The 24,346-nt window shown below is 41.1% G+C and carries 18 protein-coding genes, 1 tRNA gene and 3 rRNA genes; 15 read left to right on the top strand and 7 right to left on the bottom strand.

Annotated elements, in window-relative coordinates; translation table 11 throughout:
* Window positions 1–7: 7 nt before the first annotated feature.
* Both DDU33_RS10415 and DDU33_RS10410 read right to left on the bottom strand, forming a co-directional pair.
* Entirely contained in the window at window positions 8–322 is a 315-nt protein-coding gene (locus DDU33_RS10415) for a helix-turn-helix domain-containing protein (RefSeq protein WP_108925081.1), read from the bottom strand.
* The gene (locus tag DDU33_RS10410; protein ID WP_108925079.1) at window positions 309–686 is read right to left on the bottom strand and encodes a type II toxin-antitoxin system RelE/ParE family toxin; all 378 of its coding nucleotides are present in this window, start codon (window positions 684–686) and stop codon (window positions 309–311) included. The genes DDU33_RS10415 and DDU33_RS10410 overlap by 14 nt, the downstream gene beginning before the upstream one ends.
* A gap of 71 nt (window positions 687–757) precedes the next feature.
* Between DDU33_RS10410 and DDU33_RS10405 the strand changes: the two genes are divergently transcribed.
* Complete coding sequence (locus tag DDU33_RS10405; protein ID WP_108925076.1) at window positions 758–2,158, top strand: surface lipoprotein assembly modifier; 1,401 nt, start codon at window positions 758–760, stop codon at window positions 2,156–2,158.
* Window positions 2,159–2,287: 129 nt separating this feature from the next.
* A complete protein-coding gene (gene sodA / locus DDU33_RS10400; RefSeq protein WP_108925074.1) occupies window positions 2,288–2,929 on the top strand; it encodes a superoxide dismutase [Mn] in 642 nt (213 codons plus the stop codon).
* A 98-nt stretch (window positions 2,930–3,027) separates the two neighbouring features.
* Here the strand turns inward: sodA and alr are convergent, their stop codons facing one another.
* Window positions 3,028–4,152, bottom strand: a complete 1,125-nt coding sequence (gene alr / locus DDU33_RS10395) for an alanine racemase (protein ID WP_108925072.1) — start codon at window positions 4,150–4,152, stop codon at window positions 3,028–3,030.
* A gap of 113 nt (window positions 4,153–4,265) precedes the next feature.
* On the opposite strand from alr, the gene recD reads away from it, so the two are divergent.
* The 10 genes from recD (at window position 4,266) to DDU33_RS10345 (ending at window position 18,466) form a co-directional block, all read left to right on the top strand.
* Entirely contained in the window at window positions 4,266–6,239 is a 1,974-nt protein-coding gene (recD, locus tag DDU33_RS10390; RefSeq protein WP_108925070.1) for an exodeoxyribonuclease V subunit alpha, read from the top strand.
* A gap of 331 nt (window positions 6,240–6,570) precedes the next feature.
* A 16S ribosomal RNA gene (locus tag DDU33_RS10385) occupies window positions 6,571–8,110 on the top strand.
* Window positions 8,111–8,232: 122 nt separating this feature from the next.
* Window positions 8,233–8,308: transfer RNA gene (locus DDU33_RS10380), tRNA-Glu, on the top strand.
* 239 nt (window positions 8,309–8,547) lie between these two features.
* A 23S ribosomal RNA gene (locus DDU33_RS10375) occupies window positions 8,548–11,439 on the top strand.
* A 158-nt stretch (window positions 11,440–11,597) separates the two neighbouring features.
* A 5S ribosomal RNA gene (gene rrf, locus DDU33_RS10370) occupies window positions 11,598–11,713 on the top strand.
* The 16S, 23S and 5S rRNA genes sit together here with 1 tRNA gene alongside, the layout of an rRNA operon.
* A gap of 196 nt (window positions 11,714–11,909) precedes the next feature.
* Entirely contained in the window at window positions 11,910–13,088 is a 1,179-nt protein-coding gene (gene hflK / locus DDU33_RS10365; protein ID WP_108925068.1) for an FtsH protease activity modulator HflK, read from the top strand.
* Window positions 13,088–13,975, top strand: a complete 888-nt coding sequence (gene hflC, locus DDU33_RS10360; RefSeq protein ID WP_005821343.1) for a protease modulator HflC — start codon at window positions 13,088–13,090, stop codon at window positions 13,973–13,975. The genes hflK and hflC overlap by 1 nt, the downstream gene beginning before the upstream one ends.
* Before the next feature lie 77 nt (window positions 13,976–14,052).
* Window positions 14,053–15,351: an adenylosuccinate synthase gene (gene purA, locus DDU33_RS10355; RefSeq protein WP_108925066.1), complete on the top strand. Its 1,299-nt coding sequence runs from the start codon at window positions 14,053–14,055 to the stop codon at window positions 15,349–15,351.
* Window positions 15,352–15,468: 117 nt separating this feature from the next.
* A complete protein-coding gene (thiI, locus tag DDU33_RS10350; RefSeq protein WP_108925063.1) occupies window positions 15,469–16,920 on the top strand; it encodes a tRNA uracil 4-sulfurtransferase ThiI in 1,452 nt (483 codons plus the stop codon).
* Between the two features lie 124 nt (window positions 16,921–17,044).
* The gene (locus DDU33_RS10345; RefSeq protein ID WP_108925061.1) at window positions 17,045–18,466 is read left to right on the top strand and encodes an SPFH domain-containing protein; all 1,422 of its coding nucleotides are present in this window, start codon (window positions 17,045–17,047) and stop codon (window positions 18,464–18,466) included.
* A 58-nt stretch (window positions 18,467–18,524) separates the two neighbouring features.
* Here DDU33_RS10345 and xthA read toward each other — a convergent pair whose 3' ends face one another.
* The 4 genes from xthA to yfbV form a co-directional block, all read right to left on the bottom strand.
* On the bottom strand, window positions 18,525–19,328 hold the full coding sequence (gene xthA / locus DDU33_RS10340; RefSeq protein WP_005821332.1) for an exodeoxyribonuclease III: 804 nt from the start codon (window positions 19,326–19,328) through the stop codon (window positions 18,525–18,527).
* A 235-nt stretch (window positions 19,329–19,563) separates the two neighbouring features.
* A complete protein-coding gene (locus DDU33_RS10335; RefSeq protein ID WP_108925059.1) occupies window positions 19,564–20,940 on the bottom strand; it encodes a Na+/H+ antiporter family protein in 1,377 nt (458 codons plus the stop codon).
* A gap of 57 nt (window positions 20,941–20,997) precedes the next feature.
* A complete protein-coding gene (ttcA, locus tag DDU33_RS10330) occupies window positions 20,998–21,930 on the bottom strand; it encodes a tRNA 2-thiocytidine(32) synthetase TtcA (protein ID WP_005821440.1) in 933 nt (310 codons plus the stop codon).
* Between the two features lie 83 nt (window positions 21,931–22,013).
* Window positions 22,014–22,448, bottom strand: a complete 435-nt coding sequence (gene yfbV / locus DDU33_RS10325; RefSeq protein WP_108925057.1) for a terminus macrodomain insulation protein YfbV — start codon at window positions 22,446–22,448, stop codon at window positions 22,014–22,016.
* A gap of 123 nt (window positions 22,449–22,571) precedes the next feature.
* Here yfbV and DDU33_RS10320 point away from each other — a divergent pair, with 123 nt between their 5' ends.
* The 3 genes from DDU33_RS10320 to yciA are packed head-to-tail and all read left to right on the top strand — an operon-like array spanning window position 22,572 to window position 24,315.
* Window positions 22,572–23,276: a hypothetical protein gene (locus DDU33_RS10320; protein ID WP_005821444.1), complete on the top strand. Its 705-nt coding sequence runs from the start codon at window positions 22,572–22,574 to the stop codon at window positions 23,274–23,276.
* A gap of 15 nt (window positions 23,277–23,291) precedes the next feature.
* Window positions 23,292–23,852 (top strand): septation protein A, encoded by a 561-nt coding sequence (locus tag DDU33_RS10315; RefSeq protein ID WP_005821446.1) that lies wholly within the window; start codon window positions 23,292–23,294, stop codon window positions 23,850–23,852.
* Entirely contained in the window at window positions 23,842–24,315 is a 474-nt protein-coding gene (gene yciA, locus DDU33_RS10310; protein WP_005821448.1) for an acyl-CoA thioester hydrolase YciA, read from the top strand. The genes DDU33_RS10315 and yciA overlap by 11 nt, the downstream gene beginning before the upstream one ends.
* Window positions 24,316–24,346 lie beyond the last annotated feature (31 nt).

Raw genomic sequence — 24,346 nt, 5'->3', positions numbered from 1 at the left:
CTAAAATCTAAGCTATTGCAGAAATGCCTTTATGTTGTACTAAAGAAAGCAGTTTCAGTGCGGCGCCGCTTGGTTTTTTGACACCTCGCTCCCATTCTGAAACTAGATTGCTACTTACATTTAAGTAGTGAGCAAAGACAGCTTGAGAAAAATTTTCTTTCTCTCGGATTTCTCGGATCTCATTGGGTGCTAGCGTTTTAACTGGCGTTAAACAACGTTTGTCAAAACTCTGCATTGTTGTTTTATCAATCAAACCAATGTCGTGTAAATCACTCATCAATTCGTGGATCGCTGCATTTGCTTGAGTCTTATACTGGCTCATTGGATACCTCTATAAATGCTTTGCCATCAAGGGCTTGTTGAATTTGTTCAGGGCTAAATGCCAAAATGGTTTTGGCTGCTGCTTTAAAGTTTTCTTCTTCATCAGCAGTAATATTAGCCCGATCATTCTTATCAAATCCATAAACAAATAGGCTAAATTCTGCAAATTTGTACACAATGATAGAACGATAACCTTTAGATTTGCCTCTGCCTTGTTTGGGTAAACGCTGTTTGATAACACCTGAACCTAAATCGGCATCAATCAAGCCATTTTCAATATCGTTAATGGCATTTCTTAATGTATCGTCTGAAATACGTTCTTTACGGGCAAATTTATCAAAATGTTTAGATTTAAAAATTCGCATTAAATTTATACCACTATCATCTTTAGCGTGATAGTAAAAAAATGAACAGAAAAAGTCAATAAATCTATCTTATGAAAAAATATCTCCCCCTTACCCTTTTTATTCCTTTAGCAGTAAACGCAGCCCCCGAATTGGAAATCAAATCCGCCGAGCCTACATTACCAAAACAAGCGGTTATTTTTTCAGAAAAATCCGCAAATAGCGAGGAAATCACTTTAACTAAAGAGCTGATCAGTAAGTCTGAACTGACTCGTCAAATGTTAAATCGGGCGATTGATAGCCGACAATTTCATTTATTGCCTGAGCTGGTGCGGATTTATCAACAAACACCTAATCCCGATTTGGTGCTGATCGATTATGCCAACGGCATTATTTTGGCAAGTAAGGGGGATTATAAAACGGCAATTGATCTCTATCGTGGCATTATTGCGAAGCACCCTAATTTTCAGCCTGTGCGTTTTCGCTTGGCACAAATGCTGTTTGAAGATCGGCAAAATGAAGCCTCACTTGCACAATTTCGTAAGCTACAAGCGGACGGATTGCCACCACAAATTGCAAATGGGGTGGAACAATATATTGCCGCTATTCAGAAACGTTCGGACTGGTCTTTCGATTTTGGCATTAATTATTTGCACGAAAGCAATGTCAATAATGCCTCAAGCTCGCCTTATGTTCGAGTGGGGAATGTACCATTTAAGAAAACGGAAGAGTCGTTACCGCAGTCGGCAAACGGGCTAAGTTATCATCTCAATTTAGCTAAAAATTGGAATATCAGTGGCTCGCACTATCTACATTTTGAGAACCAATTTAGTGGAAAATCCTATTGGGATAATCATCAATTTGACGATCAGCAAAACCGTTCAAGCCTTGGCTACCAATATCAAAATGCTCAAAGTCGTCTTGCCTTTTTGCCTTATTACGAAATGCGTTGGTATGGTAATCATCGCTACAATCACGGCTATGGGGTTCGGGTTGAAGCCGAACATTGGCTTACCTCTCAATGGCAACTTTCTACCGCAGGCGAGATGGGCAAGCTCAAACATCGGGGCGAAAATCAGCTGGCAGATAGCACGACATTATTTGGTTCCGCTACGCTACTTTATGCCTTTAATGCGAAAAGTTATCTCTATAGCGGTGTAGATGTGTTGCGAGATCGGACGTTAGAACGTTCTTTGGCTTCCAAACGTTATACAGGGCGAATCGGTTGGGGGCAAGAGTGGTGGGGCGGCATCTCCAGCCGTATTCAACTCAGTTATGGCAAACGTGAATTTGACCAAGCTCACCGCATTTTTAATCAAATTCGCCAAGATAGAGAGTTAGGTTTTAATGTTACGCTTTGGCATCGTAACCTGCATTTTTGGGGAATTACGCCGAAAATCAGCTATCAATATCAGCGTGTGAATTCAAATTTAGCGGATCTTTATTCGTATAAACGAAATCGGGTTTATTTGAGTTTTGAAAAAAGCTTTTAAGTAAATTTTGGCTATTTAATAAATATTTGTTTTAGATCAAAAAATGATGTATTCGCTTAATGTTTTTTGATAAAATAATGGCGAGTTTTAGCTCAAATCTTACCTATTATTTTTTTGAGGAACAGAAAAATGGCATATACATTACCTGAATTAGGCTACGCTTATGATGCGTTAGAGCCGCATTTCGATGCAAAAACAATGGAAATTCATCACTCTAAACATCACCAAGCGTACATCAATAACGCAAATGCAGCATTAGAAGCATATCCTGAATTACTTGAACAATGCCCGGGTAAATTAATTTCAAATCTTGAGCAAGTTCCGGCAGAAAAACGTGTTGCAGTACGTAACAATGTGGGCGGTCACGTAAACCATACGTTATTCTGGAAAGGTTTAAAAACAGGCACAACGTTACAAGGCGCATTAAAAGACGCTATCGTTCGTGATTTTGGCTCTGTTGAAGCATTCCAAGCACAATTTGAACAAGCAGCAGCAACTCGCTTCGGTTCAGGTTGGGCATGGTTAGTATTAGAAGATGGCAAATTAGCTGTTGTTTCAACTGCTAACCAAGATTCTCCACTAATGGGTAAAGAGGTTGCAGGCGTTTCAGGCTATCCGATTTTAGGTTTAGATGTGTGGGAACACGCTTACTACTTAAACTACCAAAACCGCCGTCCAGACTACATTAAAGCGTTCTGGAATGTGGTAAACTGGGATGAAGCAGCTCGCCGTTTTGAAGATAAAGTAAAAACTTGCGGTTGTGCAAAATAATTCGAGTGTAATTTATTAAGCACATAAATATGTTAGCGGTCAAATTTCTGCAAAAGTTTGCAGGAATTTGACCGCTTGTTTAGGAACAGTTTAGGAAACTACCTGTATTCAAAAATAACCCGAGGGGTTAATTTTGTAATCAGTTCATAGCTAATCACGCCAATGTGCTTAGCTACTTCTTCAATCAGTAAATCTTTGCCCCAAAAAACGACTTCATCGCCAACTTTATCTTGACTATCGGCACCTAAATCAACGGTGAGCATATCCATCGATACGCGTCCCACAATAGGCACTTTTCGCCCATTGACTAAAACAGGTGTTCCTTCCGGTGCATTGCGAGGATAGCCATCGCCGTATCCCATAGCAATCACGCCTAATTTGGTATCCTTAGGGCTTACCCAAGCACCTCCATAACCAACAGGTTCGCCGGCTTTATGTGTTCGCACTGCAATGAGCGAAGAGGAGAGCGTCATCACGGGTTTAAATCCGAGTGATGTGATGGGGTCATAATGAGGAGATATGCCGTGCATAATGATACCGGGGCGAACCCAATCATAATGCGCTTGTTGCCAGTATAAAATACCGCTTGAGGCAGAAATACTACGCTCGTGTTCCGGGTAAGGTTTCGTTGCGGCTTCGAAAGTAGCTATTTGTTTTTCGGTATAGCCGCAATCTAATTCATCGGCGCGGCTAAAGTGGCTTACAAAACTGATACTTGCTACTAGTGAACAGGCTTTAAGACGTTGATAAAACATTTCTACTTGCTCAGGATGTACGCCTAAACGGTGCATACCTGTATCAATTTTTAACCAAATATGCACAGGGAAGTAAATTTTTGCTTTACGCTTCCAGAAACCTTTACGCTGTTCTTCATCCCACTCTTTAGCGACTTGTTCAAGTAGTTCTAGCTGTTCTAAGCAGTGAATAACGGTATCAAAACGGCGAGAAAGGGTTTTAAGTAATTCTTCTCTGTCGAAAAATCCTTCCACTAATACAATTTTACCGGTATAGCCGGTTTCTTGGATTTCGAGGGCTTCTCTTAGCCTTGCAACACCAAAGCCTTCAACGAGATCGGCAAGCGTGCCGGCAGCAGGTAGTAGCCCTTGTCCGTAGGCATTGGCTTTAATCATCGCCAGTAATTTTTGCTTCGGCGCAAAGGTTTTTATCAGTTGAATGTTATGGCGGAGAGCCTCTTGGCTAATTGTAGCTGTTGCAGGTTTCATAAAATTATTAGGTGGTTAAAAAAGGCTTTTATTATACGCCCGATTCGAAAAAATGGACAAGAGAAGATGAAAATCGGATAATTTCATGAGTTTTTTCTTCTTGAGACGGTGTTATGTTAAAGCTGCTTGAAAAATTGAAATCTGAAAATGTGATTTCTGAATTGAATTATCAATTTGCCAAAATGATTGATCGTAAACAGCAAGATTTTGGCTATACGGCACAACAACAAAATTTGGCTGTACTGGTCGCAGCCTTACTTTCATTTCATACGATGAAAGGGCATAGCGCACTTCGTCTTGATTCAGATTTCGCATCAGATCCATTTGGCTTGTCCTTAAAAAAAGAACGTGAGCTACAAATGGATTTTGCCAATGAAATTTCGCAAAAAATTGAAGATATTTCACCGCTTGAGTGGCAAACATTGCTTGAAAATCATATTGCTTTTAGTGTATCGCCGGAAAAATCTGCGCCAATGCTATTTCAATATGGATTGCTCTATTTTTATCGTTATTGGCAAGCCGAACATCAGGTAGCCAAATACTTGCAGCAAGCGGTTGGATTTTCTGAAGAAAATGCAAATATCGAGCAAGATAAGAAAATTTTAGATCACCTTTTTGGTCAGGTATCAGAACAAACAGATTGGCAAAAAATTGCGGTAGCAACGGCATTGCGTAAACGTTTTTGTGTGATTTCCGGTGGGCCGGGTACAGGGAAAACAAGAACCGTGGCTCGTTTATTAGCAGCGTTGCAATGGAAACAGCTTGAACAAGGTTCTGATTTTTTGAAAGTAGCCCTTGTTGCACCAACAGGAAAAGCCGCAGCCCGTTTAAAAGAATCTATCATACAGAGTCTAGCGCGCATAGATATGCCCGAAAAATTAAAAGAGGCATTACCCACTCAAGCCTCTACGATTCATCGACTATTAGGGATGCAGCCTCAAAGCGATAAGCCTAAATATCATAAAACAAACCCTCTTCATTTGGATTTATTGGTCATTGATGAGGCATCAATGATCGATCTTTCTTTAATGGAAAAATTATTGAATGCGGTTAAGCCAAGTGCTCGTGTGGTATTGCTTGGTGATAAAGACCAATTAGCTTCCGTTGAAGTGGGATCGATTATGAATGAGTTAGGGCAATTTATTGCTTCAGATCATAGCCACTATAGCCAAACCCATTGTGACTATTTAGAAGCAGTAACGGGCTATAAACTCACGGGGCAAAAAAATGTGTTACCTATTTGTGATTCATTATGTTATTTGTCTCAAAGTTATCGTTTTAATGATCAGTTAGGTATAGGTTTATTGGCAAAAGAGGTAAATCAACAGAAAGTTGCTCAATCTTGGCGAGTTGCTTCAAGTTCAGAGCATAAAGAATTAGAGTGTGTTTTATACCCACCAGCAACAGATTTTTCAGAAAAAAGAAAATGGACACAGTATTGCGTTGCGCTTGTGGTTCGCCGAGCAGTAGATGCTTATAGAGAGTATCTTGAATTAGTTAAACAGCGTGAAAAAGATCCGAAATCAGTTTCAGTCGGTGGGATTTTTGAAGCATTCCAGCAAGTCCGCTTTTTATCTGCATTGCGTGTAGGCGAGTTAGGTGTTGAACGCTTAAATCAAACCATTGCCGAAGCGTTAAAACAAGCGAATTTAGTGAAGTTTAATCAGCATCGGGAAAATTATTGTGGTAAGCCAATTTTAATTACGGAGAATGCACCGCAAAATCATGTATATAGTGGCGATATTGGTATTGTTTTACCAGATGAGCAAGGAATGCTTCGGATTTACTTTGACACGATTGTTGAAGGGGAGTATTTAAATTTATCATTAAGCCGTGTTCCCGAATATGAATCAGCTTATGTGATGACGGTACATAAATCACAGGGTTCTGAGTTTGAGCATGTTTTTTTGGTTATGCCGTTAGTCGGTTCGCCTGTTTTAACAAAGGAGTTGATTTATACGGCGATTACTCGGGCAAAAGAAAAATTTACATTATTTAGCCATGAAAAAGTTTGGAAGCTAGGTGTAAAATCAAATATACAAAGAGAAAGTGGGTTGCAAGAACAATTAAAAATCAAATTAAGCTAGAAAATTATTCGTTTTGAGCTTATTTTCAACAAGCGATTATTTTTTTTAAATTTTTTACAAAAAAGACTTGCGTAAGTTTCGAAAATCCCTATAATGCACCACACACAACGACGCACTGTTGTGAGTAAGTTAAATTGATTAGCAGTGCGTCGTTCTTTTTTGTTCTTTAACAACTTATCAGACAATCTGTGTGGGCACTTGTTGATTGACTTTATTTGAAAATATTATTTAATTTTGAAGTCTTAATAGGTGCTTAAACTAGAAATTCATTTTTACTTAAAAGTAATATGTAAACTTTAGCTAAGCAGTTTATTGAGCGATTAAACTTTTTGAATTGAAGAGTTTGATCATGGCTCAGATTGAACGCTGGCGGCAGGCTTAACACATGCAAGTCGAACGGTAACAGGGAGAAAGCTTGCTTTCTTTGCTGACGAGTGGCGGACGGGTGAGTAATGCTTGGGAATCTGGCTTATGGAGGGGGATAACTACGGGAAACTGTAGCTAATACCGCGTAATATCTTCGGATTAAAGGGTGGGACTTTCGGGCCACCTGCCATAAGATGAGCCCAAGTGGGATTAGGTAGTTGGTGGGGTAAAGGCCTACCAAGCCGACGATCTCTAGCTGGTCTGAGAGGATGACCAGCCACACTGGAACTGAGACACGGTCCAGACTCCTACGGGAGGCAGCAGTGGGGAATATTGCACAATGGGGGGAACCCTGATGCAGCCATGCCGCGTGAATGAAGAAGGCCTTCGGGTTGTAAAGTTCTTTCGGTGATGAGGAAGGCAGGTAAGTTAATAGCTTACTTGATTGACGTTAGTCACAGAAGAAGCACCGGCTAACTCCGTGCCAGCAGCCGCGGTAATACGGAGGGTGCGAGCGTTAATCGGAATGACTGGGCGTAAAGGGCACGCAGGCGGTGACTTAAGTGAGATGTGAAAGCCCCGGGCTTAACCTGGGAATTGCATTTCATACTGGGTCGCTAGAGTATTTTAGGGAGGGGTAGAATTCCACGTGTAGCGGTGAAATGCGTAGAGATGTGGAGGAATACCGAAGGCGAAGGCAGCCCCTTGGGAATATACTGACGCTCATGTGCGAAAGCGTGGGGAGCAAACAGGATTAGATACCCTGGTAGTCCACGCTGTAAACGCTGTCGATTTGGGGATTGGGCTTTGAGCTTGGTGCCCGTAGCTAACGTGATAAATCGACCGCCTGGGGAGTACGGCCGCAAGGTTAAAACTCAAATGAATTGACGGGGGCCCGCACAAGCGGTGGAGCATGTGGTTTAATTCGATGCAACGCGAAGAACCTTACCTACTCTTGACATCCAAAGAAGAACTCAGAGATGAGTTTGTGCCTTCGGGAACTTTGAGACAGGTGCTGCATGGCTGTCGTCAGCTCGTGTTGTGAAATGTTGGGTTAAGTCCCGCAACGAGCGCAACCCTTATCCTTTGTTGCCAGCGATTCGGTCGGGAACTCAAAGGAGACTGCCAGTGATAAACTGGAGGAAGGTGGGGATGACGTCAAGTCATCATGGCCCTTACGAGTAGGGCTACACACGTGCTACAATGGCGTATACAGAGGGAAGCAATATGGCGACATGGAGCAAATCTCACAAAGTACGTCTAAGTCCGGATTGGAGTCTGCAACTCGACTCCATGAAGTCGGAATCGCTAGTAATCGCAAATCAGAATGTTGCGGTGAATACGTTCCCGGCCTTGTACACACCGCCCGTCACACCATGGGAGTGGGTTGTACCAGAAGTAGATAGCTTAACGGAAACGGGGCGTTTACCACGGTATGATTCATGACTGGGGTGAAGTCGTAACAAGGTAACCGTAGGGGAACCTGCGGTTGGATCACCTCCTTACCAAAATGAAGCGACTGCAAGTGTTCACACAGATTGTTTGATAAAGATTGACAAAAAGAGTGGTATTCATTAGAATATTGCTCCTAAATAAATGGACGTCGTTGAGAGCATCTTTAAATGTTGTCCCCATCGTCTAGAGGCCTAGGACATCGCCCTTTCACGGCGGTAACCGGGGTTCGAATCCCCGTGGGGACGCCATTTAAAGATGACTTTTGTTGTCTAAATTGTTCTTTAAAAAATTGGAAACAAGCTGAAAAACTGAGAGATTTTTCAAGTCAGCGATGAATAAGCAAATGATTCTGCTGATAAATAAGAAAAGTCTGAGTAGTAAAAAATCTTAACTGAACAAAAGCAGTTAAGTGTTTAGTAGTTAATATCAGTCTCGAATGTCTTATCTTTCTTTAAGATAAAGAAAGTAAAAATGTTTGAGGTTGTATGGTTAAGTGACTAAGCGTACACGGTGGATGCCTTGGCAATCAGAGGCGATGAAGGACGTGCTAATCTGCGATAAGCTTGGATGAGTCGATAAGAGGCGTTTAATCCAAGATGTCCGAATGGGGAAACCCAGTAGATGAAGAATCTACTATCACTTGTTGAATACATAGGCAAGTGAGGCAAACCGGGGAGAACTGAAACATCTAAGTACCCCGAGGAAAAGAAATCAACCGAGATTCCGTGAGTAGTGGCGAGCGAAAGTGGAAGAGCCTGTCAGTAATAGCAGTTTTGTTAGAGGAATGAGTTGGGAAGCTCAGCAATAAAGGGTGATAGCCCCGTACTCGAAAACATTATTGTGGTACTAAGCTGACGACAAGTAGGGCGGGACACGAGAAATCCTGTTTGAAGATGGGGGGACCATCCTCCAAGGCTAAATACTCCTGATTGACCGATAGTGAACCAGTACTGTGAAGGAAAGGCGAAAAGAACCCCAGTGAGGGGAGTGAAATAGAACCTGAAACCGTGTACGTACAAGCAGTGGGAGCCCGAAAGGGTGACTGCGTACCTTTTGTATAATGGGTCAGCGACTTATATTTTGTAGCGAGGTTAACTGAATAAGGGAGCCGAAGGGAAACCGAGTCTTAACTGGGCGTTGAGTTGCAAGGTATAGACCCGAAACCCGGTGATCTAGCCATGGGCAGGTTGAAGATTGGGTAACACTAATTGGAGGACCGAACCGACTAATGTTGAAAAATTAGCGGATGACTTGTGGCTGGGGGTGAAAGGCCAATCAAACCGGGAGATAGCTGGTTCTCCCCGAAATCTATTTAGGTAGAGCCTTGAGCGGACACCTTCGGGGGTAGAGCACTGTTTCGGCTAGGGGGTCCATCCCGGATTACCAACCCGATGCAAACTGCGAATACCGAAGAGTGATACTCAGGAGACACACGGTGGGTGCTAACGTCCATCGTGGAGAGGGAAACAACCCAGACCGCCAGCTAAGGTCCCAAAGTCTATATTAAGTGGGAAACGAAGTGGGAAGGCTTAGACAGCTAGGATGTTGGCTTAGAAGCAGCCACCATTTAAAGAAAGCGTAATAGCTCACTAGTCGAGTCGGCCTGCGCGGAAGATGTAACGGGGCTAAAATATAGCACCGAAGCTGCGGCATCAGTCGAAAGACTGTTGGGTAGAGCGTTCTGTAAGCGGATGAAGGTGAATCGAGAGGTTTGCTGGACGTATCAGAAGTGCGAATGCTGACATAAGTAACGATAAAACGAGTGAAAAACTCGTTCGCCGGAAGACCAAGGGTTCCTGTCCAACGTTAATCGGGGCAGGGTGAGTCGGCCCCTAAGGCGAGGCTGAAAAGCGTAGTCGATGGGAAACGGGTTAATATTCCCGTACTTGGATAAACTGCGATGTGGGGACGGAGAAGGTTAGGTTAGCAGACTGTTGGATGTCTGTTTAAGCCGGTAGGTGGGAAGTTTAGGCAAATCCGGACTTCCTTAACACCGAGAAGTGATGACGAGTCTCTACGGAGATGAAGTAACTGATACCACGCTTCCAGGAAAAGCCACTAAGCTTCAGGTTTATCTAAACCGTACTGAAAACCGACACAGGTGGTCAGGTAGAGAATACTCAGGCGCTTGAGAGAACTCGGGTGAAGGAACTAGGCAAAATAGCACCGTAACTTCGGGAGAAGGTGCGCCGGCGTAGATTGTAATCCCTCGCGGATGAAGGTTGAACCGGTCGAAGATACCAGCTGGCTGCAACTGTTTATTAAAAACACAGCACTCTGCAAACACGAAAGTGGACGTATAGGGTGTGATGCCTGCCCGGTGCTGGAAGGTTAATTGATGGTGTTATCGAAAGAGAAGCTCCTGATCGAAGCCCCAGTAAACGGCGGCCGTAACTATAACGGTCCTAAGGTAGCGAAATTCCTTGTCGGGTAAGTTCCGACCTGCACGAATGGCATAATGATGGCCAGGCTGTCTCCACCCGAGACTCAGTGAAATTGAAATCGCCGTGAAGATGCGGTGTACCCGCGGCTAGACGGAAAGACCCCGTGAACCTTTACTATAGCTTGACACTGAACATTGAATTTTGATGTGTAGGATAGGTGGGAGCCTTAGAAGCAGTCACGCCAGTGATTGTGGAGGCGTCCTTGAAATACCACCCTTTAACGTTTGATGTTCTAACGAGGCGCCCTAATCGGGTGTTCGGACAGTGTCTGGTGGGTAGTTTGACTGGGGCGGTCTCCTCCCAAAGAGTAACGGAGGAGCACGAAGGTTTGCTAATCACGGTCGGACATCGTGAGGTTAGTGCAATGGTAGAAGCAAGCTTAACTGCGAGACAGACAAGTCGAGCAGGTGCGAAAGCAGGTCATAGTGATCCGGTGGTTCTGAATGGAAGGGCCATCGCTCAACGGATAAAAGGTACTCCGGGGATAACAGGCTGATACCGCCCAAGAGTTCATATCGACGGCGGTGTTTGGCACCTCGATGTCGGCTCATCACATCCTGGGGCTGAAGTAGGTCCCAAGGGTATGGCTGTTCGCCATTTAAAGTGGTACGCGAGCTGGGTTTAGAACGTCGTGAGACAGTTCGGTCCCTATCTGCCGTGGGCGTTGGAGAATTGAAAGGGGCTGCTCCTAGTACGAGAGGACCGGTGGACGCATCCCTGGTGTTCCGGTTGTGTCGCCAGACGCATTGCCGGGTAGCTACATGCGGAAGAGATAAGTGCTGAAAGCATCTAAGCACGAAACTTGCCTTGAGATGAGTTCTCCCAGTCTATAAGACTGTAAGGGTTGTTGGAGACTACGACGTAGATAGGCACGGTGTGTAAGTGTAGTGATACATTGAGCTAACGTGTACTAATTGCCCGAGAGGCTTAACTATACAACCTCAAGCGTTTTTGGAAGGAACGTGAGAGAGTTGATAAGCGAAAAGCTTAAACGAACTAAACAAAAAACGAATAAAGATACTCAGACAGCTTGTTTCGAATTAAGATTAAAGAAAGAACAAAAGAAAAGAGATAACAATCATCGACCGGATATTCTGGCGACCATAGTGCGGTAGTTCTACCTGAATCCATTCCGAACTCAGAAGTAAAATGCCGTAACGCCGATGGTAGTGTGGGGCTTCCCCATGTGAGAGTAGGGCATCGCCGGATTGAATTAAGGAACCCTGAGCTTAGAGATAGGCTTGGGGTTTTTGCTTTTTTATATTTTGCTTTGGGACAGCTGTTTATCTTCAAAAATCGTATTGAAATTTATTAAATTTATCCGGAAATAGGCTAGCCAAATGACACTTAAATCGGTAAAATCCCAAAGTTACATTTTATTAACTAATGTTAATACGGAGAACGTATGTCGTGGAATGAATCAGGTAATCAAGACCCATGGGGGAAACCTGGGCAAAATAAGCCTGAGCAGCAAGGTCAAGAAACAAAAGAACCAAAAAACAGTGAGCAACAACCGCCTGATTTAGAAGAAGCGTTTAGTAGTTTATTAAAGAAAATGGGGGGGAATAAAGATCCAAATAATTCTCAGCCTGCCTCATTTGGAAAATTCCTCCCTGCGATTATTGCGCTAGGTGCTATAGTTTGGGGGGCTTCAGGGTTTTATACAGTACAGGAAGCTGAACGCGGTGTCATTACACGTTTTGGTAAATTGCATAATATTGTTATGCCGGGTTTAAATTGGAAACCAACCTTTATTGATGAGGTTATTCCGGTCAATATCGAACGTGTATCTGAATTAAACACGAGTGGCTCAATGTTAACTCAAGATGAAAATATGGTTCAGGTTGAAATGACGGTTCAATATCGTGTTGAAGATCCGGCAAAATATCTCTTTAATGTAAACAACCCAAAAGATAGCTTAAAACAAGCAACAGATAGTGCTTTACGTTATGTGATCGGTCATATGAAAATGGATGAGATCCTAACGACAGGACGTGCAACGGTACGTGAAAAAACCTGGAATGCACTACGTGACATCATTAAAACTTATGATATGGGGTTATTGATTACAGACGTAAACTTCCAATACGCTCGCCCTCCGGAAGAAGTGAAAGCAGCTTTTGACGATGCGATTAAAGCGCAAGAAGATGAACAGCGTTTAATTCGTGAAGCAGAAGCCTATGCGAGAGGAAAAGAGCCGATTGCTCGAGGTCAAGCACAACGTATCGTAGAGCAAGCAACTGCTTACAAAGAAAAAGTAGTGTTAGAAGCAAAAGGGGAAGTCGAGCGTTTAGTTAAATTGCTACCGGAATATAAAGCAGCGCCGGAACTTACTCGTGAACGCCTTTATATTCAAACAATGGAAAAGGTAATGAAAAACACGCCTAAGATTATTATGGAAAGTAACACAAATAATTTGAATGTGCTTCCGATTGATAAATTCTTTGGTAATACTCAAGCTGTTAAAAAACAAGAGGGAGATACTCAGATTGTGCCTCAAGCGGTTCAGCCTGCGATTGTACAACCTCAAGTGCAAACTCAAACTCAGCCTGAAGTGATTGAGACACGTAGAGGGAGATTCTAATGCGTAAATTATTCTTACCTGTATTGGCTGTTTTAGCATTTGTACTTTTTCAATCCGTAACCATTGTACCGGAAGGCACTCGGGCAATTATGCTACGCTTTAATAAAGTTCAGCGTGATGGGGAACAAAAAGTCGTTGTATATTCTCCGGGGCTTCATTTCAAAGTACCTTTTATGGATAGTTTGAAAGTTTTAGACGCTCGTATTCAAACCTTAGATGGAAAAGAAGATCGTTTTGTTACGGTTGAGAAAAAAGACTTATTGGTTGATTCATATGTAAAATGGAAAATCAGTGATTTTGGTCAATTTTACACTTCGACCGGTGGCGATTATCAAAAAGCGTCAGATCTTCTTCGCCGTAAGGTTAATGACCGCTTACGTTCAGAAATCGGTTCAAGAACGATCAAAGATATTGTTTCCGGTTCTCGTGGTGAGTTAATGGCCGGTGCACAAAAAGCATTGAATGATGGTGATGATGGTGCAGAAAAACTAGGGATCGAAGTTGTTGATGTTCGTGTTAAGCAAATCAATCTCCCAAATGAAGTATCATCTTCCATTTATCAACGGATGCGAGCAGAGCGTGATGCCGTTGCTCGTGAGCACCGTTCACAAGGCGAAGAGAAAGCGGAATTCATTAAAGCTGAAGTTGATAAGAAAGTGATTTTAATTGAAGCGACAGCACGGAAAACTGCAGATGAATTACAAGGGGAAGGTGATGCAATGGCAGCGAAGATCTATGCGCAAGCATTAGGTCAAGAACCTGAATTCTATCGCTTTATTCGTAGCCTAAAAGCATATGAGGCAACTTTTGCTGAAGGACAAAACAATATGATGATTGTTAAACCGGATAGCGAATTTCTACGCTTTATGAAGGCTCCTACAAAATAATTGTATCTATAAGACCCGATCTATTCGGGTCTTTTTTACGTTTTTAAATTAAACTCCAACTAAAAGAGGCAATTCCTATGGGTAAAAGTGTTGCTATTCTCGGCGCTCAATGGGGCGATGAAGGGAAAGGTAAAATCGTAGATCTATTAACAGATCGTGTGAAATATGTTGTGCGTTATCAAGGTGGACATAATGCCGGACATACATTGATTATTAATGGTGAAAAAACCGTATTACGCCTTATTCCAAGCGGTATTTTACGTGATAATGTGACTTGCTTAATTGGTAATGGTGTGGTGCTTTCTCCCGATGCTTTAATGAAAGAGATGGGCGAATTAGAAGCACGTGGTATTAACGTTCGTGATCGTTTAAAAATTTCAGAAGCTTGTCCGTTAATTTTACCTTATCACGTCGCGATGGATCATGCTCGTGAAGCTGCGTTAGGCAAAAATAAAATTGGGACAACAGGTCGTGGTATTGGCCCTGCATATGAAGATAAAGTTGCTCGCCGTGGTTTACGTGTAAGCGATCTCTTTAATAAAGAAGCCTTTGCTGAAAAATTAAAAAACATTTTAGATTACTATAACTTCCAGCTAGTACATTATTACAAAGTAGAGCCGGTTGATTATCAAAAAACATTAGATGATGTCTTTGCGATTGCCGATGTGATTAAAGGTATGGTTGCTGACGTGACAACACTGCTTCACGATGCTCGTAAAGAGGGGGCAAACATTCTTTTCGAAGGCGCACAAGGTACAATGTTAGATATTGACCACGGTACTTATCCGTTTGTAACCAGTTCGAATACGACCGCAGGTGGCGTGGCAACCGGTTCGGGTTACGGTCCTCGTAATTTGGATTATGTATTAGGTATTATCAAAGCTTACTGTACTCGTGTTGGTTCAGGTCCGTTTACGACTGAATTATTTGATGAAGTAGGGGCAGAAATTGCTCGTAAGGGGAATGAATTTGGTGCGGTAACCGGCCGCCCACGTCGTTGTGGTTGGTTTGATGCCGTTGCTGTGCGTCGTGCGATCCAAATTAACTCAATTTCAGGCTTCTGTATGACCAAATTAGATGTCTTAGATGGCTTTGATGAGTTGAAAATTTGTGTCGCTTATAAATTACCAAACGGTAACATTGTTGAATATTCGCCACTTGCCGCAGCAGATTGGGAAGGTGTTGAGCCGATTTATGAAACTTTACCGGGCTGGAAAGAAAATACTTTCCGTGTGACGAAATTAGAAGACTTACCTCAAAATGCGATTAACTACATCAAACGTATTGAAGAAGTTTTAGGTGTGCCTGTGGATATTCTTTCTACCGGTCCTGATCGTGTTGAAACGATGATTCTTCGTGATCCGTTTGCTGCATAATAAGGCATTACGCTAATTTAAAGAAATACACGGGGGCTTCTCCGTGTATTTTTATTTTTAGAATTGGTAAAATATCGGGCAAATTTAACCGCTTATACAAATATAACTGATTACAATATGAAATTTATTATCAAACTTTTCCCTGAAATTATGATTAAAAGCGATTCCGTGCGTAAACGCTTTATCAAAATTTTAACGTCCAATATCCGTAATGTGTTACTGCATGAAACAGAAAATGTGGCAGTAATTCGCAACTGGGATTTTATTGAAGTGCGAGCAAAAGTCGCTGAAGAAGCTCCGCTCGTGTTGGATTTACTCAAACGCACGCCTGGTATTCATCATATTCTTGAAGTAGAAGAAATGCCGTTTACCACAATGCACGACATTTTTGAGCATACCCTTGCGAAAGTAAAAGGGGAATTAGAGGGTAAAACCTTCTGCGTGCGTGTTCGCCGTAAAGGTAAGCACGATTTCCGATCGCTTGATGTGGAACGTTATGTGGGTGGTGGCTTAAATCAGCATATCGAGTCGGCAAGTGTGAAATTGACTAATCCTGATGTAACGGTACGTATTGATATTGATCACGATAAGATGTTGTTAATCAAAGCTCGCCACGAAGGTTTAGGTGGTTATCCGATTGGTACACAGGAAGATGTGCTATCGCTGATTTCGGGCGGTTTTGACTCTGGCGTATCAAGTTATATGCTGATTCGCCGTGGTTCTCGTGTGCATTACTGCTTCTTTAACCTTGGCGGTGCGGCTCACGAAATCGGTGTGAAACAGATGGCGTATCACATTTGGAGCCGTTACAGCTCGTCCCATAAAGTCCGTTTTGTGGCGATCAACTTTGAAAATGTGGTCGGTGAGATTTTAGAAAAAGTCGATAACGGGCAGATGGGCGTAGTGCTAAAACGAATGATGGTGCGTGCTGCTAGCAAAATTGCCGAACGTTTTGATATTCAAGCCATTGTGACAGGCGAAGCATTAGGGCAAGTATCCAGCCAAACCTTAACCAATTTACGCTTGATCGACAAGGCTTCCGATACCTTGGTATTACGCCCGCTGATTACCCACGATAAAGAGCAGATTATCGCAATGGCAAAAGAGATTGGCACAGATGATATTGCCAAATCTATGCCGGAATTTTGTGGTGTGATTTCAAAAAATCCAACGGTGAAAGCGATTGAAAGCAAAATTATCGAAGAAGAAGGTAACTTTAACTTTGATATTCTCGAACAAGCGGTACAAAACGCCCATTATTTAGATATTCGTGAAATTGCTCAACAAACGGAAAAAGAGGTGGTATCCGTCGAAACCACTTCGGAATTAGGCGAAAACGATGTGATTTTGGATATTCGTAGCCCTGAAGAAGTGGACGAAAAACCGTTCAGCCTTGAAGGTGTTGAAGTCAAAGAGCTACCGTTCTATAAATTATCCAGCCAGTTTGGTTCGCTTGATCAATCAAAGAACTACTTACTTTACTGCCAACGAGGAGTGATGAGTAAGCTACAAGCTCTTTATTTAAAAGAGAATGGCTTTAGTAATGTGAAAGTATTTCGTGAGAAATAGGTAATAATGGCACGTGTTTTACGTGCCATTATTTTTATGCAAAGAATTTTGCAAAAAGTGCTTGAAATTTGATCGCTTGATGATTATATAAAAAGTGTCTTTTATTTATCAATGGAGGTTTGAGATGTACATTCTTTCGGGACTTATTTTTGCAGTATTGGTGGTCATCACATTAGTTATTGCATTGTTATTTCGCCGTGTAGTAAAAACAAATGAGGTGCATATTGTGCAATCTGGTGGAAAAACAACCTCTTATGGCAAAGATACGGGTAATGGTAATGTTTACTATGCTTTCCCTTCTTGGTTGCCGGTTATTGGGGTAAGCACAATTGTCTTACCGGTATCGGTTTTCTCTATCAAAATTGATAATTATGAAGCATATGATTTAGAACGTTTACCGTTTGTGGTAGATATTACGGCGTTTTTCCGCGTTGCGGATTCTAATTTGGCGGCACAACGGGTTTCTGATTTCCATGATATGAATATTCAATTAGTTGATATTATTCAGGGTTCGGTTCGTTCAATTCTCTCTAGTCGTAATTTGAATGACATTTTACAAGTGCGTTCGGAATTGGGCGATGATTTCACCCTCGCCGTAAAAGAGCAACTGAAAAATTGGGGGATTGAACCGGTTAAAAATATTGAGTTAATGGATATTCGAGACAGTGGTAATTCCAAAGTCATTTTCAATATTATGGAAATTAAAAAGTCCTTTATTGAAAAAGAGAGCCGTATTGAAGTCGCTCGTAACCAAAAAGAAGCGCAAATCGCAGAAATTGAAGCGAAGAAAGAAGCGGATGTAAAACGCCAAGAAGCGGAAAAAGCCGTTGGTTTGAAAACGGTTGAAAATCAACGTGAAGTAGCGGTTTCTAACGAGCAGGCTCAACAACTGGTTAAAGAGCAAGAAAAGATCACGAAAGAACGTGAGATGGAAGTAAAACGAGTTGCGGAGATCAAACAAGCTGAAATTGCAAAAGATGTTGAAATCGTGAAAGCGGATCAGGAAAAACGTACGCAAGAGATTAAAGCTGAAGCAAATAAAAATGCTCTGATTATTGATTCTGAAGCGGAACGCCAACATCAGATCCTAGTGGCAGAAGGGGAAAAACAAAAAGCATTTTTAGCGGCAGAAGCCTTGCTTGAAACAAAAGATAAAGAAGCACAAGGTATTGCTAAAATAGGTGCAGCGGAAGCTGAAGCAAAACAAAAATTAGAGATTTCATTGGTTTCAGGTCAAATCGAACTTGCGAAAGAAATCGGTGGAAATGAAGGTTATCAAAGTTATTTAATCAGTATCCGTCAAATCGAAGCAAATCAAGCTATTGGTATTGAACAAGCTAAAGCATTGTCTCATTCGGATATGAAATTTATCATTAATGATGAAAAAGTCGATAAAGGTATTCAGAGAGTAGGGGAATTATTTAGCTCAGCAGGTGGAACTAAAATTGCAGCAACATTAGAGGGGTTAAACCAATCTGAATTAGGAAAAGCACTCATTGGCAAGCTTTTAGGTCATGAGGAAAATAAGCCTAAATCAGATAAATAGTGTGTAACGAACTAAAAATACCGAGCAGTGCTCGGTATTTTGTTATCTCTATTTAGAGTTATTTAAACACAGCCCAAACCGGTGAATGATCCGAAGGTTTTTCCATTGCACGGATCTCAAGATCAATACCCGTTTCTACACAACGTTCAGCCAGTGATTTAGAGGCTAAGACTAAGTCGATGCGTAAGCCTCGGTTATCATCAAAGCCTTTTGAGCGGTAATCAAACCACGAAAATTTATCGGCGGCTAAAGGGTTCATCGCTCTAAAGGTATCAACCAGTCCATATCCATATAAGCGATCAAGCCATTCACGTTCCTCTGGTAAAAAAGAGCATTTGCCATCTCTTAACCAGCGTTTGCGGTTAGCTTCACCAATGCCAATATCTAAATCCGTTGGGCTAATGTTCATATCGCCCATAATGATAATCGGATTTTCCGGCTTGAGTTGATTTTCTAAATAATGTTGTAAATCGGCATAGAATTTTGCTTTTGCCGGGAATTTGGTTTCGTGGCTACGATTTTCGCCTTGTGGAAAATAGCCATTCAGAACGGTAAGCGTTCCAAATTCGGTTTCAATATCTGCCATGATCATCCGTTTTTGAGCATCTTCAGCGTCGGTAGGAAAGCCTTTACGTACTGCAAGCGGTGCTTTTTTGGTAAGTAGTGCAACACCATAATGTCCTTTCTGTCCGTGATGAAAAACGTGATAGCCTAAGTGATTAACCAAGTCATAAGGGAAATCTTCATCTGCCACTTTGATTTCTTGCAAGCCGATAACATCCGGTTGATGTTTTTCAATAATTGCTTCAAGCTGATGAGGTCTTGCTCTTAAGCCGTTGATATTAAAAGAGATAAATTTCATTCTGTGTCCTTTGTATAAAAATAGCAAATCTCCTAAGAAAAATGACCGCTTGTCGATTGCTTAGGAGATTTGTAAAACTAATTATGATTAAATATAGATTATAGTCGTTGCTCAAACATTCAATTTATCTTGTAGGGGCGGGGTTTATCCCCGCCCGAGTATCAATGATTATTTGCGGGTGGGGATAAACTCCACCCCTACGAAAATTATATGAGCGTTACATAATCCGCAATATTTACAGCGTCATTGCTGCAATCCAACCAAAAATAAGCAGTGGAATGTTAAAGTGGATAAAAGTTGGTACAACAGAATCCCAAATGTGATCGTGTTTTCCGTCTGCATTCAAGCCTGATGTTGGACCTAACGTTGAGTCTGAAGCCGGAGAACCTGCATCACCTAATGCCGCCGCGACACCCACAATTGACATGGTTGCCAGCGGTGAAAAACCGAATGCAAGGCAAAGTGGTACATAGATCGATGCAATAATTGGCACGGTAGAGAAAGAAGAACCAATCCCCATGGTAATTAATAAACCAACCAATAACATAAGGAATGCTGCCATCCCTTTACTATCAATAGAACCACGTAAACCTTCTACTAATTCAGCAACACCACCTGTTGAGTTTACGACATTAGCGTAGCCTGACGCTGCAATCATCACAAAGCCGATCATTGCCATTAAACGTAAACCGTCTTGGAAAACGTCATTAGATTGTTTAAGTTTAAATACACCACCTAAAGCAAAAATGATTAAACCAACAAGTCCGCCCATAATGGTTGAATTTGTTGATAATTGCACTGAACAGGTTGCAATAATGGCGATAGTGCTTAACCAAACGTGATATGGTTTTACTTTCGCAACACGGGCTGCGATATCGTCAATAGATTGCTCTTTAGCTGCTACGGCATAAGTACGTGGTTTGCGATAAGACACAAAGAAAGCAAAGAGTAAGCCAACAATCATCCCCATAACCGGAATTGCCATCGCTTTTGTCATTTCAGCTGTTGTTGCGACTAAACCAAAAGATTCGCCGGCTTTGTTGATATTTTTGACCAAAATACTTTCAATAAAGATCTGCCCGAAACCTGCCGGGATTAACATATATGTCGCAGTTAAGCCGAAGGTTAAACCACAAGCTACGGCACGGCGGTCAATGTTTAATTGGTTCATTACGCCTAATAATGGCGGTACAACAATCGGGATAAACGCAATATGAATTGGAATTAAGTTTTGAGATGAGATCGCAAAAGCAGTTAATACAAATAAAATAATGTATTTAAACCAAAATACCGAACGATCAGAAGGACGTTTGCCAAAGTGTGAAATCACTTTATAAGCCAATAAATCGGTAACACCGGATTTTGACAAAGCAACCGCAAAAGCCCCAAGCACCGCATAGTTCATGGCAGTTTCAGCACCGCCTCCTAAACCGCCGGTAAAGGCTTTAATCGTTTTTTCTAATGCCTGAAATGCGGTTGCACCATCAACACCGTAGTGTCCGATTACACCGCATACAAGGGCAGCGATAATGAGTGATATAACCACGTTAATACGCATTAAACTTAATACGAGCAAAACAATGATCGATATCACAATCTCATTAAATAACATTGTGAACCCCCTAATGGTTAAAAATAAATTGTTGTGAATTGCAAAAAATATAAAAAATTAGACCGCTTTAAATTGGATTAAACCATTATCGGCGAAATCATTTTCTTCTTCCTCAAAAGCAGCAGGAATGGTTGGAAGCTCTTCCTTATCAAAAGCAATATCGCCTTCTAGCCCTTCAATAACTTGTCCGTGTTTTATACCTTTAAAGTCGAATAAACGTGGATCGCATAAATGCGATGGTGTGACATTTTGTAATGCACTGAACATCGTTTCAATTCTTCCCGGATATTGTCTATCCCACGTTTGAAGCATCTCTTTAACCACTTGGCGTTGTAAGTTAGGCTGAGAGCCACATAAATTACACGGAATAATCGGGAATTGTTTTGCCACTGCGTATTTCTCAATATCCTTTTCTTTACAATAAGCAAGCGGACGAATAACGATCTGTTTGCCGTCATCACTCATAAGTTTTGGCGGCATAGATTTTAATTTACCACCATAAAACATATTTAGGAAGAGGGTTTCTAACATATCATCACGATGATGGCCGAGTGCAATTTTAGTTGCGCCAAGTTCTGTTGCCGTACGATATAGAATACCACGGCGTAAGCGAGAGCAAAGTGAGCAAGTTGTTTTACCTTCAGGAATTTTCTCTTTGACGATACCGTAGGTGTTTTCTTCAACGATTTTATATTCCACGCCAATACTCTCTAAATACTCCGGTAGCACGTGTTCAGGAAAGCCCGGCTGTTTTTGGTCGAGATTAACCGCAACAATATCAAAATGAATCGGCGCATTTAATTTTAAATTTAATAAAATATCTAATAATGTGTAGCTGTCTTTTCCGCCGGATAAACAGACCATCACTTTATCGCCATCTTCAATCATATTGAAATCAGCAATAGCATTACCGACATTGCGGCGTAAACGCTTTTGGAGTTTATTTAAATTGTAAGCTTGTTTTTTTTCTTTATCTGATAACGTTGTCATAAGTCTATAAATGAATAAAACCGAAAATAAATGAAAATGGCACAAGCAAAATGCAAGTGCCGATGTAGATTGATTGCGGAAGATTATAACTCATCAAAGTATTTATTGCCCCACGTTTTTTCAGCCAGCTGCAATAAATTCGCAAAATCTTGGTATGAAGGCATCGTTTGTGTATCAACGTTGATTTGTTCGCTAATGAGTTTTTGGCGGAGTTCTTCATACCATTTTAGTAATGAAAGTGGCAGCGGTGATTTAGCCCGTTTTCCTAACCAATATAATCCTTGAAAAGGGATACTGATGGCAAATAGCCCTGTAATAATCGAATTGACTAAAACAGATTGTGTCGGATCGCTAAAGAAGTATTGCCATAAGATCGCAAAGCAAGCAAAAGCCGGCATAAATCGAGCCGAGAATTTGACCAGTCGGATGAGTCGGTAATCAATCATAAATAATCCGAGTTTTTTTTGATTAGGTAACGTATTTAAATAACGTTGCCCGGCTTGGAGTGTTTCATTCATATCACAACCTATAAATGGCTTTATGTGAGAGAAAAGCCAAATTTTAATGCATATTCAGCAATCTATTGTTATACTTTACTACAAATTTTTAACGTTTTACTAGCCATAAAGAAGGATTTTTTCATGTTGATGAATTTTCCACAGTTAATACAAGATAGCTGGAATTTTATCCGAAACAGAAGCCAATTTTCATTATTTGCAATTATCTTACTTGTTGCAATTCAAGCAACCGTATTACTGGTTATGCCAAATGCACCCGTTTCAGCAGAGGCATCAATTTCTATGCTGTTGCCAACAATTATTATCGGGATTGCGAATGTTTATGTCTCTTTATTACTGATCTTAAACATTAAATCGATCAATGCAGGGCAATATCATTCGTTTTTACAAAATGCGCTCACAGCCTTTAATAAATTATTACCGGCAATTGGTCTTTATATTTTGATGGTGTTACCTCTTTCATTTGGATTATCTTCCGTATTACTTAGTGTGATGAGCGGGAGTGGGGTAAATATTATTTCACTTCCATTATTGGTAATGGGGATCTTCATCTTTATGAAATTATGTTTATCTATTTATATTTATTTAATAGAGGACTATTCTTTCGGGCAAGCGGTAAGATTTACGTGGAATTTTACTAAAGGTAAAATGAATTTAATGCTTGGATATTGTTTAATTGCCAATGTATTACCACAATTATTAGCCGGTTTGGTAAGTAAATTAGGCGACAACATTGCTGTAATGATTATCTCATTTTTTATTTCGGCATTTTTATCATTATTTACTACCATTTTTGGTTTCCGTTTTTATCAGGCAATTCGCCAATAAAAGAGCTCATCACATATGAAACAATTACTTGAATTTATCCCCCTTATTTTATTTTTTATTGTCTATAAAGTATGGGGAACACAAGAAGCGGCGATAACGCTAGTAGTTGCTACCGTTATTCAATTGATTACCCTCAAAGCTCTTTACGGTAAGATTGAAAAAATGCAGCTCTTTATGGCTGGATTTGTAGTGGTTTTTGGTGGATTAACTGCTTATTTTAATGATGATGCTTTCTTAAAATGGAAGGTAACCATCATCAATGCACTATTTGCATTAGTGCTTTTAATTAGCCAATTTGTTTTAAAAAATCCAATTATTAAGCATCTATTGGGTAAAGAAATTCAATTACCAAATCATATTTGGGCTAAGTTGAATTTAGGTTGGGCAATGTTTTTTATACTTTGTATGTTGCTTAACTTATACATCAGCCACTATATGTCTAATGATGCCTGGTACACCTTTAAAGTCTTTGGTTTAACCGGTTTAAGCCTTGTAGCGACGATTGTAACAGGTGTGATGATTTATCCTTATTTACAAGAAAATGCGAAAGCGCAGGAAAAACACAATGAAAAATAAACCTTATACAAAAGAACCTAACGGCAAATTGATTTTAAGAACCCTTGCAATGCCATCAGATACCAATGCAAACGGCGATATTTTTGGTGGTTGGATTATGTCGCAAATGGACTTGGGAGGCGCAATTTTAGCCAAAGAATTAGCAAAGGGTAGAGTAGTTACTGTAACCGTAGATAAAATGATTTTCCATCTTCCAATTTCAGTTGGCGATGTCGTTTGCTGTTATGGGACATTAGTCCGTGTTGGACGAACGTCAATGCAAGTGAAGGTTGAGGTCTTTATTAAACAAGTTTATGAAGGCAACCGTGAACGCTTCCGTGTAACTGAGGCTCTATTTACTTATGTCGCGATTGATAAAAATGGCAGACCTCGTGAAATTCCTCGTGAAAATAACCCTGAATTAGATGAAGCACTAGCTATTTTAGAAACGCTCAATCTTCAGGAAGAGGCGGAACAAAATTAGTTTTAACCACCAATAATGAAAAGGAAAAATC

The organism is Actinobacillus porcitonsillarum, assembly GCF_003101015.1.
Taxonomy (GTDB): domain Bacteria; phylum Pseudomonadota; class Gammaproteobacteria; order Enterobacterales; family Pasteurellaceae; genus Haemophilus_A; species Haemophilus_A porcitonsillarum.
The sequence above is the reverse complement of the archived record's forward strand: the minus strand, read 5'-3'. Positions and strand labels throughout refer to the sequence as shown.